Here is a 14,759-nt window from a genome sequence, read left to right as displayed (position 1 = left end):
TTCGCGTGGCTGTTCTCAGCGCAGCTTGGCGATGCTCAGCCCATCGGCCTTGGCGCGATCCTTGGTCGATTCCTCGCTCCGCTTCAGCGCCCTGGCAATCGCCTTCAGCGCCATTCCCTTCTTCGCCAGCGTGTGGAGCTTCTGGATTTCGTCGGTCGTCCAGGGCTGGCGGTGCCGTTCGAAACGCTCGGTCATAACGGCATCCTCTCTCTGCGCTGCTGCGCCTTCGGCCAGTCGCCGGCGAAACGCAATCGTCCCAGCCCGGCACGAGCCGCAGCATCAAGCGGACAAGGGTGGCGATGTTAATCAATCCGCCGCATAGACATGACGGTATGCCGATCCGCCCGCTTGTCCACCGCCTCGCGCCGCCGTTGATCGCGGTGGGCGCCGTCGCGGCGATCGCCCTGAACATCGCGGCGACGCGCGGGGAGGGGGATCCGCCCGCGACCCTCGCCAATGCCGTGCCCGCAAACGCGGTTGATCGGCCTGCGATACCGGCCCCCCCTGCCGTGAAGCCGGCCAGGATTGCGCCGGCGCCGATCTCCAAACCTTCCGCCGACCCGTTCGTCGTGCGCCGCGTGCTCGACGTGCCGTCGCCTTTCCAGCACGGCGACTGGGTGTGGAACGAGAAGGGAGCGCCCGCGACGGGGCCGGTCGTCGTCACCGTCGATCTCGCCGCGCAGACGCTGTCCGCCTTTCGCGACGGCTACGAGATCGGCGCGGCGGTGATCCTCTACGGCGCGGACAATTTCCCGACCCCGCTCGGCGTCTATCCGATCAGCGAAAAGGACGCGGACCATGTGTCCAACCTCTACGCGGCGCCGATGCCCTATATGTTGCGGCTGACCAATGACGGCGTGTCGATCCACGGATCGAAGGTCGAATGGGGGGCGGCGACACATGGCTGCATCGGCGTGCCGATCGGATTTGCGAAGAAGCTGTTCGCCGCGACGCAGATAGGCACCCGCGTCATCGTCACGCGCGGCAAGCGGCTGCACATGGGCGATGCGATCGAGAAACCCGACGAGCGCCGGCCGACCGCGTGACATTTCGCGCGCGCTGACTGTCCCTGTCGGCGCGATCCTGCCATGCAGGGCGCGAATGGCGGTGATCGGGAGAGCAGCGTGAGTGCGATCGGTATCTATGGCAGCGCAGGCCGCATGGGTCGCGTCATCGCCGAGATCGCGGAAGAGGAAGGCGCGACGATCGCGGGCGGGGTCGATGCGGGCGACGATGCCGCCGCACTGGCGCACGGCGCGGACGTGCTGGTCGACTTTTCCGCGCCCAGCGCCCTGGAGGCGCATCTGGACGCCGCCGTCGCAGCGGGCACGCCGATCGTCGTCGGCACGACGGGGCTGAGCGCCGCGCACCACGAGGCGATCGACCGCGCGGCGCGGCACGTCGCGGTCCTCCAGACGGGCAACACCTCGCTCGGCGTCACGCTGCTGCGCCGGCTGGTGCGCGAGGCCGCGGCGCGCCTCGGCGCGGAATGGGATATCGAGATCGTCGAAATGCACCATCGCCACAAGGTCGATGCGCCGTCCGGCACCGCGCTGCTGCTCGGCGAGGCGGCGGCGGAGGGGCGGGAGACAACGCTCGCCGAAACGCGGGTCGACAGTCGCGCGGGGCTCAGCGGCGCGCGCACCGACGGCACGATCGGCTTCGCGTCGCTGCGCGGCGGCTCGGTCGTCGGCGATCATCAGGTGATCTTCGCGGGGCCGGGCGAGCGGATCGAGCTCGGCCACCGCGGCGAGGATCGCTCGATCTTCGCGCGCGGCGCGGTGAAGGCGGCGCTGTGGCTCGTCGGCAAGCCAGCGGGGCGTTACGGCATGAACGAGGTGCTGGGCCTGTGAGGATTCGGCAATGAGGAATCGGCTGTGAGGATCGGGCTTTGAAGAAGGCCGATGTCGTCGAATTCTACAGCCGGCTCGCGGCCGACAACCCGCACCCGGAAACCGAGCTCGTCTCCGGCAACCACTTCCAGCTGCTCGTCGCGGTCGTCCTCTCCGCCCAGGCGACCGATGCCGGCGTCAACAAGGCGACGCGCGCGCTCTTCGCGAAGGTGAAGACGCCTGCGCAGATGATCGCGCTCGGCGAGGCGGGGCTGAAGGATCACATCAGGACGATCGGGCTGTTCAACACCAAGGCGAAGAACGTCATCGCGCTGTCGCAGGCGCTGGTCGCTGATCATGCCGGCCGCGTGCCAGCCGATCGCGACGCGCTGGAGGCGCTGCCCGGCGTCGGGCGAAAGACCGCGAATGTCGTGATGAACACCGCCTTCGGCGCGGAGACCTTCGCGGTCGATACCCACATTTTCCGCGTCGGCAACCGCACCGGGCTTGCCCGCGGCAGGACTCCGCTCGCGGTCGAAAAGGCGCTCGACAAGGCAACCCTGCAACCGTTCCGGCTGCACGCGCACCACTGGCTGATCCTCCACGGTCGCTATGTCTGCAAGGCGCGCCGCCCCGAATGCTGGCGGTGCATCGTTTGCGATCTCTGCGCGTTCAAGCCCAAGACGAAGACGCCCGCGACGCATGTCTCCAAGGCAACGGCGACAGACGCGGGCTGAGGAGGTTTTCGCGATGCGCCGCTACGTTCTGACCCTCGCCGCCGCCACGGGACTGGTGGGTCTTGCGGCCGCAACCGACGCCTGGGGCCGCGATGAGCGGCCGGTGCCGGAAGCGATTCCGGCCGGCAAGGCGCAAAGCTGCATCTCGCTCAGCCGCATCAACGAAACGCGGGTGCGAAGCGACCGAGTCATCGATTTCGTGACGAACGACCGCCGCGTTTTCCGCAACACGCTGCCCAATGCATGTCCCAGCCTCGGCTTCGAACAGCGCTTCGCCTACGCCACGACGCTCGGACAATTGTGTTCGATCGATACGATCACCGTGTTGCAAGGTCCGGGTTTTGGACGCGGAGCCACGTGCGGGTTGGGCATGTTCCAGCCAGTGATGCTGACGCCCCGGCCCAAACGCTAAAACGACTGGCGCAATCGGACCCGACACGCTAACGCCCCGACAGGCACCGGCACCCGTAGCTCAGCTGGATAGAGCGCTGCCCTCCGAAGGCAGAGGCCACAGGTTCGAATCCTGTCGGGTGCGCCAGCTTTTCCGCCATTTTTAGGAGACACCCCTCGCGGGTTGTCTCCGCTATCGTCTCCGCTACGCTACGTGGCTCCCGATCTGGCACCGAATTCTCGATGCCAGATCGTTGGCGGTGAGGTCGGGCGAAACGCCCGCACCCGAGTTGGACGCGGAAGGAGCCGTGCTTCCGGCTGGAACCACGTTTGGAAGCACGAAACGCCAGCATTTTCGCGGCTTTGGAATATGTGGAAGCAGTTTGCGGCCCGCCCATCACATGTGCGCGCGTGCGCGCTATGCGCGCACGTAGCTGACCTGATTTCTCCTTCCAGCTATTCCATTTCAACTTCTAGAAATTCTCCCCCTTGGAAAAACCTAAGCGAAACAGCGGCTTGGGAGACTGCCGTATCGCGCAAAATTGGAAGCACCCATGCTTAAATCGTCGTTCCAGCTGGAAGGACGCCACCTTCCAATAACGCTGCCCCAGGACTTCGAGGACTTCTATCGCGTCAGCCTCCGGATGGTCACCGGATCGCGGATGAAATCCACCGAGGTGATGTCCGCCTACACCGATTGGGCAAAGGCGAACGGGCGCGGCTCGATCACCTTCGCTTCGATGCGCAAGCTCCTTGAGATCGTCGGCCACAGCCGAGTGCAGAGCAACGGGGTGCGATATAACGACATCGGCCTCGCCGTTGCTTTCCCCGATATCAGCGACACGCTCCCGAAGCCTTTCCGCGGGATCGCGCCCGCGCACTCCCAAGCCGCTTCGGACGCGGGCCGTGATCTAATGCTTGGCAAGGTCGATGTCGCCCTGGCTGCCCTGCTCGACCTTCGTCGCGCCATCGAGATCGCGAGCGATCGGGCGGAACCGCACGTCGCGGCTCGTCGCGCGCTCGGGCTCTTCGACCAATGACCGGGGGGGATGCGAAAGTCTGCGGGGCGTCATCAGCGCAGACCACCTGCCCTCTCATCTGCGGATTTTATTTCTCGCGATCGAACTTTTGCGCGGTGACCCGCCCTCCAGAATTGTTCAGCAGTCGATTTGAGCGCGCGCGCGGCTCGAAAACGCTTGGGAGCGCTTCAGACGCTGTGAGGGTCGCTATGGGGGAGCGGGGCGCCTCCCCGGCGCCGATTGCCGCCCTGCGAGCATCACGAGCCTCCCGCGTCATTAAATTCCGCGAGCGCCAGCCATGACGACCGGCAAGCTGTGGGAGCTTGCGGCGCTGCCGGACATGCCTTCGGCCCCAACGCTGCGCCAGCTGATGCGCGAGCGGCCCGACTTCCCGATCGTTGAGCGCGGCCGGAAGGGGCGCGACTACGTGATCGACATCGAGGACGCCGCCGCGTTCGTGCGCGCGAACTGGCGCGATGCGCGATCGACGCTGAGCGGAAAAGCGCGCGCCAGTCGGTCACACCAGCCCGACACTGACCAGCTACGGCTATTCTGAAGGAGCACCCATGCCCGCGCAATCAACCCCCACGACGAAGCAACTCGCTGAAGCGGAAGTAACCCAGGCTGATGTCATCCACCTGGTGAAAGCGCTTGAGGCCGATGGGTTCGACCGGCTCGCGGTGCTTACCGGCCTGTCCACCGCGATGGTCGTCATCGTCGGAACGGTGCTCGGCGAGCGTGAGGTGCCCGTCTGGTTTGCGCGGCAGGCGGCGATGACGATGCACATGGCCGAGGGGGATTGATCCGCGACTCTCTTTCCCTTAATCATCGTCCCGTTGTTCCGCAGCTGCTGCGGATTCACACCGATCTTCCCCGCGTCTAACGCGCCGATCGGCTGAATGGGAACGAGTTCCCACCACAGTCGAGGTGCGCATGGACTACGCGGACTCCCCTTTCGAAATCAAAGCGCTCGACGAGGCCGGCCACATCGAGGGTCTCGCGGCCGGGTTTGGCAATGTCGATCACGGCGGCGATCAGATATTGTTCGGCGCGTTTTCGAAGACGCTCGCCTCCCGTGCGGGGCGCCCCATTCCGATGCTCCACAGCCACGACCTGGCGCGCCCCATCGGCGCGTGGAAGGCTTGGGAGGAGCGGCCGACAGGGCTGTATCTGAAGGGCAAGATGACCCTCGCATCTCGTGACGCGCAGGAAGCCCACGCGCTTGCCAAGGATGGCGCGATGACGGGGCTTTCGGTCGGCTGGCAGCCGGTGGGCGCACCTCGCGTCATCGATGGGGTCCGGGTGCTGCCCGAGGTCGAACTATTCGAAACCAGCCTTGTTTCGGTGCCGATGAATGACCGCGCGCGGGTCGCGACGGTCAAGTCGATCGGCAGCGCGCAGGATATTGCCGATCTGCTCCGCGCCTCCGGCGTGTCCGGCCGCAGAGCGAAGGCCGCAGCCGGCGCGGCGTGGAAGTCCATGCACCAGCAAGACGATGAAGCGAGCGCCGATGCCGAACTGGCCGCGCTCTTCTCCCAATCCGCAGCGCGCCTCGCGCAACTTTGAAAGGACCGTGACGATGAAGAAACTCGCGATGATGATGGGCGTAGCGGCGCTGGCCGGCCCCATGACTGCAGCTGAGCGGGCCAAGGGCCGCTACATGCGCGATGAAGGCGGACATCCGCCACAGCCACGCGCGCCAATCGAAATGAAGTCCTGGATCGAGGGCGTCGAGAAGAAGCTGACGCAGCACGGCGTCGATGCGAAATCGATCGACGAGATCAAGGCTCGCGTCGAGCATCTCGAGCAGAAGAGCGCTCGTCGGGCTGGCGGAGGTTCCGGCGACGGCGCCCCATCGATTGGCAAGCAGTTCACCTCCGAGAAGGGGCGCGACGTGAAGGGCATGCGCGCCCGCGACCGAGTGAGCTTCGAAACCAAGGCTACGATCACAAGCTCCGTCGCCAATGCGGCCGGGTCTGCTGGCGCCTTGGTCGTCCCGCAGCGCGACACGCTGACCATGTTGCCGAAGCGGCGTCTGACGATCCGCAACCTGCTCAATGTCATTCAGGTCACCAGCGGATCGGTGGAGTATCCTCGGCAGCAGGCGGGTACCAACGCCGCCGGCATGGTGGCGGAGGGCGCGGCAAAGCCGCAGTCGGATATGAAATTCGACATGGCGACTGCGCCCATCCGAACGATCGCCCACCACATGAAGGCGTCGCGCCAGATTCTGGATGACGAGCCACAGCTGGAAGGCATGATCGATATCGATCTGCGCTACGGGCTGGCGCTGCGCGAGGAAAGCCAGCTGCTCTACGGCGATGGAACGGGGCAAAACCTGCTCGGCATGATGCCGCAATCGACTGATTTCCTCGCGCCGATCGTCATGACGGATGCAAACGAGATCGACACGATTGGCCTCGCCATCCTCCAAGCCTCTCTGACCGATGTGCCACCCGACGGCATCGTCATCCACCCGGCGGATTGGTGGAAGATGCGGCTGACGAAGGACGCGGACGGCCGATACATCTTGGGCGACCCGATGACGAACGTTGCGCCCAATCTGTTCGGCCTCCCGGTCGTGCCGACGCAGGCGATGGCATCTGGCGACTTCCTCGTCGGCGCCTTCAACGTGCAGACCCTCTACGACCGTTGGGAAGCGCGCGTAGAAGTCGGCTTTGAGAATGACGACTTCACGAAGAACCTCGTGACGATCCTCGGAGAGGAGCGGGTCGGCTTCGCTGCCAAGCAGCCGCAGGCGCTCATCAACGGGAGCTTCGCGACCGCACCGTAATCTCGCCCAGACTCCGAGGTCGATGCGGCGCGACCAATAGCGAAAAGCTCGATGCCTGGGCGGGTTCGGCTCATCACCGAAGCATAAGGTTCAATCGAGCAACGCCGCGCATCATTTGAAAGGATATCGCTATGGCATCTTCGGTCATTGGCGCACTGCGCGTCACCCTCGGACTTGATTCCGCGCAGTTCAGCGCGGGTGCGACGAAGGCCGAGAACCGCGCCGAGCAGCTTGGGTTCAAGATCGGCCGTTCGATGCGCTCCGCCGCAGGCGAGGTCTCCACGTTCGCGAAGGTGTTTGCTGGGCTGGGCGCAGTCGCTGGCGCCGCTGAGCTAGGCAGCCTCGCATCCAAGGGCCTCGAATACGCCTCGTCGCTTGGCGAGGTCGCGCAGCAGCTCGGCGTCACGACCAAGGACCTGCAGGAATATCGCTACGCCGCAACGCAGGTCGGCATCTCGCAGGAGGAGATCGACAAGGGTTTGGCGAAACTGACGGTCAGCATGGGGCAGGCCCGCGATGGAGTGAAGAAGCCTGTCGCCGCCTTCAGGGAGCTCAGCGATCTCCTCGGCAAAGATGTGCTGCAGAACGCCGCAACGGCCGGGGATGCGATACCACTGATCGCAGATGCCCTCGCCAAGGTGCAGGATCCGGCGCAGCGCGCCGCAATCGAAGTGGCCTTGTTCGGTAAGACCGGACAAAGGCTGGACACGCTCCTATCAGGAGGAAGCGAGGCGATCGACGGCCTGCGGGACGCGGCGCAGCGCATGGGAGTGGTCCTGAGCGACAAGCAGATTGCGGACGCGGACCAAACCGCCGACCGCCTCAGCGATCTGAAACAGGTGCTAGAGGCGAATATCGCTGGCGCTGTGGCGAATAATGCCACGGCGATTTACGACCTGGCCAACGCCTTCAGCCAGCTTGCGACCAGCGCGATCAATGCGCAGGCCCCGATGACTGGCTTGTTTCGTATTATTTCTAAGGATGGCATCGGCGCCGGCGTCCGCAGCTTTTTCGGAAGCGGTAAAGACCAGATCGCTGCACAGAGCGAGCAGGGCTACGCGAAACTGAAGGTCCAGCAATTTCGTGATGCTGTGAAGAAATACCGCAACCAGAAAGTGGTGGGGTATGAGAGGCCAGATGCGCAGGGCGTCCTCGACGCCTACAAGGCGGCGCAGGGTGCCGTGAAGGCTTTTGCCGCCAGTCAGCGCCGCAAACCGACAATGCCCGCGACGCTCACGCCAGCCGGTGCTGGAACGGCGACGACGACGGGTGGGGGCAACGGTGGGGGCCGGAGCGGCACTGATCGTTTGGCGCGAGAGCAGCAACGTGCCCACGAAAAAGCGCTTCGTAACGAAAAGGAATTCATGCGCGACCTCGCTCGCTCACAGAATGACCAGCTCTCTGCCCAGTTGGACCTCACCGTCGATCAAACCGAACGGTTCAAAATTCAGCGGGAACTGCTCACCCACGAACGAGACTCGCAAATCGAAGCGATCCGCTCCGATCAGGATATGAAGGACGCGCACAAGCAGCAGCTCATCGCATCGATACAGAAAACTGCCGTCATGAAGGGCGAGCTGTTGGCGCGCGAGAACAGCGAGTTAATCGCCAAGCAGTCGCTCGATGCCGCCATCGCGAGGAACGATAACGAACAGCAGCTTCTCACCGCGCAGGCCAATCTTGCGCGGACCTCAAAGGAGCGAGGTGTCCTCGAGCTCAAAATACTCGATCTGCAATTCGAGCAGTTGCGCCTGGCCCAGCAGGATATTCTGGGTCGAGAATCATCCAGTCCCGACGAAAAGGCGATCGCGCGTGAGAGCCTCGCTATGCTGGGCACGCTGCAGCGGCTTGCGCAGCAGAAGGCGCAGCGCGACAACCTCGGGCCGCTCGGCTCCTTCCTCGACAGCCTTCCACAGACCGCAGCCGAAGCGAACGAGGCGCTGGAGAGCGTCGCAGCCGATGGCGTCAAAAGCCTTGTCGATGGGATCGGCGACGCAATCGCGGGGGCGCATTCGCTTGCCGACGTGTTCGACAGCGTTTCTAAGCAAATTGTCGCCGCGCTGATCCGCATTGGAATCCAGCGAGCGATCGTTGGCCCGCTGGAATCGCTTCTCGGCGCAGGCGCTTCGTCGGCTCCAGCATCGCTTGGCGCGTCGATCAGCGCGGGATCCTCGCATGCGCTCGACTTTCTCAGCGGTGCGCGCGCGCTCGGCGGGCCAGTTATCGGCGGGAAATCCTATGTCGTGGGAGAGAGGGGGCCGGAGCTGTTCACGGCGCCGCACTCTGGGAACATCCTACCCAACGACGCGCTCGGCGGGCGGACGCCTGCAGTGGTGCAGCTGGTCGTTGGCGAAGGGCACGCGTTCGAGGCGCGCGTGCGATCGATCAGCGGCGACGTCGCAATCGAGACGGTTGCGGACAGCAACCGAAAACAGGCCTTGGCGCGCGAGCGAGCGCTGGCGGGATGAGGCGTCAGTCGCGTGTTCGGAAAGAGGCCGCTGATCGCTCAGCGGCCTCCCCGTTACCGGCTTCCCGGCTATTGCGGCGGCAGCCCAGTTACATGGTTGCCGCGCTTCCCGGTGTTGATCTCCGACACGCGCCCCGCGTTGACGCCGTAGTCGGCTGCGATATCGTGCTGGAAATCCCCCGCCCGAAGGCGCTTCCAGATATCAGCAATCGCCTGATCGGAAAGGGGAAAGCGTGGGCGGCGCTTCGGCCGCTCAGGAATGTTCGCCAATATTTGTATCCTCAATGGCAAACGACCGGTCTTGACGGGTTCCCCCAAAATGTAGACACGAAGCCTACAAACGAGGGGAAGTATCCCGCTCTCGCGTACCGGACTGGAAACCCGCGAGAGTTGCCCCTCCGATCAGAGCCCCGGCGTTGGCGCGCCGGGGTTTCGTCGTTTCGGAGATGCAATCACGACTCCGGATATAACACGTTAAGTGATTCGCCAAAGGAACAAAGCGAGACTAGTCCGCACGCACCCCCATTTGCCAAGAGAAGCCTAAACCGAGCTTGGGTCCGCACTAGCAGAAACCCTTCGATCGTCTCGATATGGAATTCGGTCGTAGCAAGCGAAGCCGTTTTACACGAACCAATCCTACAAGGCGCCTTGCCAAGGTTGAGTTGGGGCAGATGCTGAAGCGCGACAAGTGCGTCGCTCCCTCGCACCTGGCACCGTTTGCCGGCAAAGTTCGAACTACTTCGGCGCTCGCTTCGTAGCCGGATTTACGATTTGCACGTCATCCGTTCCAGAGGGCGAACAGCCGAGTGCAGAAAAAAGCTCTGGAAGATCGCTTCGCCGAGGCGAAGGTAGGAGCATTTCTCGCTGTATTTTGAAGCAGCGAGCGTCATTCATCTCTGATCGATATGAAGCGGTCCAAAGGCAAGTAGCAATGATAACTCCGCCAATGGATATCATTGATGCATCAAAAAGTCTGGCGAACTTTCGGTTGTCTCCTGACAATATGGACAGCCACAGACTGCCAATACCCAATGCGAGGAAAAATCCGCCAAAGGTTAGAGAGCCGGGATTTGCAAAGCGCAACAACGGACTTGAAAAAAAGCCAACGACGACTGCGAATGTAGTTGCAGCAGCAGCTACCGCTCTCTCGATATGACGGACCGGTTCACCGCTCAATTATCTAGTTTCTCAGCTAGAATTGTGCGGATTGCCTCCGGTCGCGATTGGTCAGGTGCGTTCCGAGCGATCCATGTGTCTAGCGCGGCCAACTGGTCGGGCTGTAGACGCACGTTGAGCGACTTCCCTAGACCAGTTGCCGGGCGTCCTCGCCTTTTTATGGTGCCGCTAATTGACATTGCCAATTTACGGTGCCATCAAAAGCGAGCCGAGGCAAGGTTGCACCCTTTCCCCGGCTCTGACCCATCGCAGGAGGCTGAGTCCATGCAACAGGCTGAGTGCGCGCATAGCGTGCGCGAGATTGAACCGTCATCCGGAAAGTTCGGGCATTTCACCGCTACCAGGCGCGCCGTCGTCGTCGCGCTTGGTGCCAGCCTTGCTGTGGCCGCCGCGCCTCTCCCGGCCGCGTTGGAGCGGTCGGAATGGCAGGAAGCACTGCAAGCCTACCGCGCGGCAGAAATGGCCTCTGACGCCGCTTTCGACCGCTATGACGAGGCCGCGCAGCGGTATGACGCGACCGCCCCCGCAAAGCCGGGCTGGCTAAATCACGGTGTCTGTTGGCCGACCGAGTGCGCCGATCTGAGCGGCCCCGAGCTGCGCGCGAGGATGGCAGAGCGCATCGTGGCCCCGATCATCGATTGGAAGCGCGACCTGATCGAGCGCGACGCTGCCAAGATCGAGGCATGGCAGGATGCGTGCCGCGCGGCCGATGTCGCCAGCGGCCTGTCCGTCGCCGATCGCGAGAACGACGCCGCATACGAGCGCTTCGATGCGGCGCGCGAGCGGATGCTGGCAGCGCGGCCGGCTTCACTTACCGAACTGGCGGAGAAGGTGGGCGTGATGATGGAAACGGACCCGGCCGCGCGGATCGAGGTCGTCGCGCGGGATATCGAGGGGCTGGCGGCGTGATCGAAATCCACTCGGCTATGAAGGCATATGGGCGGTATGTTTCGACCCACTTGACGCGGGGAAGTCCTTCCCCCATAGGATACGGGGAACGGTTTCCCTGTGCGAGTTTTATCATGGACCCCAACGCGTTACTGCGCGATCCAATCTTCGGCATCGACGACCTCGTCACCTTGACGCGAGAGCCTTTGCACATCGAAGTGGCGAAGAGCTGGGTGAAGCACGGTCACATCAAACCGGTGCACGTCGATGGCCGGCGCCGGTTTTCGGCGATCCAGCTGCTGCACGCAGATTTGGTAGGGTTGCTGGCCTTTACGATGAAAGTGCCGCCAAGCATCGGCAGCGCGATCGCTGACAACGCGATCGCAGAATATGACTCGATCGAGGGGGACTTTCTCGAAGTCTTCAACGGGAAGCATTTTGCGGCACCGCCTGCAAGCGGCGGCAACGGGAAAATGACCTTCAATTTGGTGCGCACGCCGGGCGACATTCTTCGGCCTTGGCAGCCGGGAGATCGCGAAGAGGACGGGGTGATGATCGTTCTTCCTGTCGCGCTCGTCGCGCGTGGGCTTTTTGCGAAAATGAGGGTTCTCATAGAGGCGCGTTCAATCGGTGTCGGCTCATGATGATGAGCGACCCCTTCCCAAAAGGAAGCATCGCTCCCGACATGCGAGAGTGGGGGTGTGGGGGTGCGTCGAACAGCGAGAAGACATCTTGGAGGTGCCTGTGATCGAGCCGTTGATGACAGCTGAGCAGGTTGCCGTTGCCTACGGATTACCTTCGCCAAGAACGCTTCGATCGATGCGGTCGCAGGGTCTCACGGCGGTGAAGATCGGCAAAACGTGGATGTTTCAACGCGGCGATGTCGATAGGTTCATTCAGGATCGGAAGGTGACGTTATGCCCCGCCCCAATAATGGCCCCGGTCTCAAATTCCTGCGCAAGCGCGGCGTCTTCTACATCCAATGGTATGACGCCGGCAACAAGCGCCAGCGTAGCACAGGCACGAATGATCGCGGAGAAGCTGAAGCGCGGCTCGCCGAGTTCATTATCGAGCGCGGAAAGATCGACCTCCCACGAGGGCCTCGTGATCCCTCACAGTTTCCAATAGCCGATGCGCTTGCGCTGTATGGAGCTGAGCATGCTCCGACGACCGCGGCGCCCGAGCGGATTGCATATGCGATCGACGCGCTGCTGCCATTTTGGGGAGCGTCGATGGTAAGCGCGATCACGCAAGAGACGTGCCGAGCCTACACGCGAGAGCGAAAGCGGAGTCCGGGGACAATCCGCAAGGAACTTGGAACGCTCCGCGCATCGCTTCATTTCGCTCAGCGTTACGGACGCCTGACGGCAGTGCCGCACGTTTTTCTGCCTTCCAAGCCGGAAGGACGCGGCCGATGGCTTTCCCGAACGGAAGCCGCGCAGCTCATTCATGCGGCTGTGCGGTCGCGCTCCGATACGCGTCTCTATCTGCCGCTGTTCCTGGTGATCGCGCTTTACACCGGCGCACGTAAAGAGGCGATCTTGTCGCTTCGCTGGCCACAAATCGACCTCGATCGCGGAATTATAAATTTCAATCCCCCTGGTCGCAAACGCACGAGTAAGGGGCGGCCGATCTTGCCGATCCCGGATCGGCTGATGACGTTCCTAAGGCTGGCTAGGCGTCGCGGCAGCGATCTTGGCTATGTCGTGCATCGAAACGGTCACAGGATCACGGACATCGGAGACGCGAGGAGCGGGAGCTTCGGCCGAGCATGCACGCGAGCCGGTTTGGCTGATACGGGCGTCGTGCCTCACACGCTTAGACATACGTGCGGGACGTGGATGGCCCAGGCTGGAGTTTCGATGTTCGAGATTGGGGGGTGGCTCGGGCAGTCTGTAGCTAGAACGACGGAGCTTTACGCCCATCACTCTCCAGACCATCTGGCAAGCGCGCGCCGCGCGGCAGACCGTCGTGCATAGGGCGGCCAGCATGCTAAACCTGTCCCCGTTTTGTCTCCGCTACGTCGATCGTTTCCGGTCTTGTTCCGCCACAAACGCCGGTGAAATGCCGCAGAAAACCGTGCGCGCAGGCGCAGAGAGAGTTCTCCGAAGGCAGAGGCCACAGGTTCGAATCCTGTCGGGTGCGCCAGAATTTCAGGTGTCTGCCAAAATCTCAGCGCCGCCGCAGGAGGACGATGCGATTGGTGTTGGTGCCCGATTTCCCGTTGCTCACGCCCCAGCAATTAGCCGTTTTCGTGAAGACCTGGGCGTTCACCATGACGCCGAGCCGATCGAACGGGAGGTCTTCCGCCGCCTGCCAGACGAGACGCTCCAGCAGCACCTTGCCGTTCCTTACCTCGCCGACTTCGAACGCGACATGCCCGCCGGGTTTCAGGATGCGCGCCTGCTCGAGCAGGACGCCCTTCACCATCGCTTCCCACGCTGCCTCGGTCCGGTGCATCGCGATATCGATCGCGCCGACATCGATGCCTGCGAACCAGCAGCGCAGCCAGTTGTCCGCGGCATAGTGCACGATGTCGAGAAAGGGCGGCGACGTCACGACGAGCGCAATCGAGGCATCCGCAATCTCGGGCGTGTGATCAGCCGTCCCGACCATGAGCGCGTGCGGCGGATGCTCCGGCATCCCGCCGTCCGCCAACAGCGTCCTCGTTTTCTTGAGGATGATCGCGATCACGTCGCGGGGCGGCGGCGATACGCCGAGCTTTTCGTTGATCCGCAACTGCGATTTGACGGAAACCGCCTGATTGGGGGGCATTGACCGGCCCGAGAAGAACCCCGGCGAATGGCCCGAAAGCCGGTTTATCGCGACCATCCGGATCCAGTCCGCGACCGGGTCGGGACTTGCATCGGCGACGGGTGCTTCGCGCGCGATCCATCCCTGGAGTGCAGACAGCCGGGCGAGGGTGGCGGGGTGGTAGAAGGCCAGCAGTTCGTCCGGCTGCTCGCCCGTATCTTCCCAATCGATGCTGGAGAGCCGCTCGGCGACCTGCGCGACAGATGGCGGGTTGAGACGGGGGCGGGTCAGGAGCGTGGAGAGCGGATTGATATCGTTGCCCGCCGGCCGCCTGCCCATCAGCGCGGCCTGGATGGGGGTCGTCCCGCGCCCCATGAAGGGGTCGAACACCGTGTCGCCGGGCTGGGTCAGCAGCCGGATGAAGAATTCGGGCAACTGCGCCTTGAAGCAGGCGCGGTAGCTCACCTCGTGTAACGAATGGGACTGGCGCTGTCCGGCGGTCCAGAATTCGTTGACGAAATAGGGGATGGACTCGGTGCGCTCGACGAGCGTCCGCTGCCCGAAATTGGCGAAATTCGTGAGGTGCCCGGTGATATCGACGTGCCGCCCCGGCGACGGGTCTTCCGCGCGGTCGCCGAACAGCGGCAAATCGGAAAGGTCGGCGGACAGCATGCCATCCCGATAGCAGCGGGGGTATGCCAT

At 63.4% G+C, this 14,759-nt stretch carries 16 protein-coding genes, 1 tRNA gene and 1 pseudogene; 16 read left to right on the top strand and 2 right to left on the bottom strand.

All coding sequences use genetic code 11. From position 1 onward, the window contains the following. Positions 1-15: 15 nt before the first annotated feature. Positions 16-195, bottom strand: a complete 180-nt coding sequence (locus tag BOS5A_RS13220; protein WP_151955542.1) for a hypothetical protein — start codon at positions 193-195, stop codon at positions 16-18. Between the two features lie 137 nt (positions 196-332). Between BOS5A_RS13220 and BOS5A_RS13215 the strand changes: the two genes are divergently transcribed. The 16 genes and pseudogenes from BOS5A_RS13215 to BOS5A_RS13140 all read left to right on the top strand — a co-directional run bounded on the left by BOS5A_RS13215 (position 333) and on the right by BOS5A_RS13140 (position 13,282). After that, positions 333-1,046: a L,D-transpeptidase family protein gene (locus BOS5A_RS13215; RefSeq protein WP_151955541.1), complete on the top strand. Its 714-nt coding sequence runs from the start codon at positions 333-335 to the stop codon at positions 1,044-1,046. 78 nt (positions 1,047-1,124) lie between these two features. Next, positions 1,125-1,853, top strand: a complete 729-nt coding sequence (dapB, locus tag BOS5A_RS13210) for a 4-hydroxy-tetrahydrodipicolinate reductase (protein WP_151955540.1) — start codon at positions 1,125-1,127, stop codon at positions 1,851-1,853. Between the two features lie 38 nt (positions 1,854-1,891). Further along, positions 1,892-2,569, top strand: coding sequence for an endonuclease III (gene nth, locus BOS5A_RS13205; RefSeq protein WP_151955539.1), 678 nt, complete (start codon positions 1,892-1,894; stop codon positions 2,567-2,569). Positions 2,570-2,582: 13 nt separating this feature from the next. Beyond that, positions 2,583-2,981, top strand: a complete 399-nt coding sequence (locus BOS5A_RS13200) for a hypothetical protein (RefSeq protein ID WP_151955538.1) — start codon at positions 2,583-2,585, stop codon at positions 2,979-2,981. A 49-nt stretch (positions 2,982-3,030) separates the two neighbouring features. Beyond that, positions 3,031-3,107 (top strand) — tRNA-Arg (locus tag BOS5A_RS13195). A gap of 406 nt (positions 3,108-3,513) precedes the next feature. Beyond that, positions 3,514-3,999 (top strand): hypothetical protein, encoded by a 486-nt coding sequence (locus tag BOS5A_RS13190; protein WP_151955537.1) that lies wholly within the window; start codon positions 3,514-3,516, stop codon positions 3,997-3,999. 277 nt (positions 4,000-4,276) lie between these two features. Next, entirely contained in the window at positions 4,277-4,534 is a 258-nt protein-coding gene (locus tag BOS5A_RS13185) for a hypothetical protein (RefSeq protein ID WP_151955536.1), read from the top strand. 10 nt (positions 4,535-4,544) lie between these two features. Next, positions 4,545-4,781 carry a hypothetical protein gene (locus BOS5A_RS13180; protein ID WP_151955535.1) on the top strand — a complete coding sequence of 79 codons (237 nt, stop codon included), beginning with the start codon at positions 4,545-4,547 and terminating at the stop codon, positions 4,779-4,781. Between the two features lie 130 nt (positions 4,782-4,911). After that, positions 4,912-5,544 carry an HK97 family phage prohead protease gene (locus BOS5A_RS13175; protein WP_151955534.1) on the top strand — a complete coding sequence of 211 codons (633 nt, stop codon included), beginning with the start codon at positions 4,912-4,914 and terminating at the stop codon, positions 5,542-5,544. 13 nt (positions 5,545-5,557) lie between these two features. Then, positions 5,558-6,772, top strand: a complete 1,215-nt coding sequence (locus tag BOS5A_RS13170) for a phage major capsid protein (RefSeq protein WP_199857370.1) — start codon at positions 5,558-5,560, stop codon at positions 6,770-6,772. A gap of 131 nt (positions 6,773-6,903) precedes the next feature. Beyond that, positions 6,904-9,240 carry a hypothetical protein gene (locus tag BOS5A_RS13165; protein ID WP_151955532.1) on the top strand — a complete coding sequence of 779 codons (2,337 nt, stop codon included), beginning with the start codon at positions 6,904-6,906 and terminating at the stop codon, positions 9,238-9,240. Between the two features lie 945 nt (positions 9,241-10,185). Continuing rightward, positions 10,186-10,395 (top strand): hypothetical protein, encoded by a 210-nt coding sequence (locus tag BOS5A_RS13160; protein ID WP_199857369.1) that lies wholly within the window; start codon positions 10,186-10,188, stop codon positions 10,393-10,395. A 134-nt stretch (positions 10,396-10,529) separates the two neighbouring features. Then, positions 10,530-11,324, top strand: coding sequence for a hypothetical protein (locus tag BOS5A_RS13155; protein WP_199857368.1), 795 nt, complete (start codon positions 10,530-10,532; stop codon positions 11,322-11,324). Positions 11,325-11,437: 113 nt separating this feature from the next. Then, on the top strand, positions 11,438-11,947 hold the full coding sequence (locus BOS5A_RS13150; protein ID WP_151955530.1) for a hypothetical protein: 510 nt from the start codon (positions 11,438-11,440) through the stop codon (positions 11,945-11,947). 115 nt (positions 11,948-12,062) lie between these two features. Next, positions 12,063-12,197 (top strand): annotated as a pseudogene (locus tag BOS5A_RS16290) (helix-turn-helix domain-containing protein); the annotation flags it as partial. Between the two features lie 23 nt (positions 12,198-12,220). After that, on the top strand, positions 12,221-13,282 hold the full coding sequence (locus BOS5A_RS13140; RefSeq protein WP_151955528.1) for a tyrosine-type recombinase/integrase: 1,062 nt from the start codon (positions 12,221-12,223) through the stop codon (positions 13,280-13,282). A 193-nt stretch (positions 13,283-13,475) separates the two neighbouring features. On the opposite strand, the gene BOS5A_RS13135 is transcribed toward BOS5A_RS13140, so the two are convergent. Beyond that, positions 13,476-14,729: a DNA methyltransferase gene (locus tag BOS5A_RS13135; RefSeq protein WP_151955527.1), complete on the bottom strand. Its 1,254-nt coding sequence runs from the start codon at positions 14,727-14,729 to the stop codon at positions 13,476-13,478. Positions 14,730-14,759 lie beyond the last annotated feature (30 nt).

Origin of the sequence: Sphingomonas sp. EC-HK361, from assembly GCF_902498785.1 — a bacterium.
GTDB lineage: Bacteria > Pseudomonadota > Alphaproteobacteria > Sphingomonadales > Sphingomonadaceae > Sphingomonas.
The sequence above is the reverse complement of the archived record's forward strand: the minus strand, read 5'-3'. Positions and strand labels throughout refer to the sequence as shown.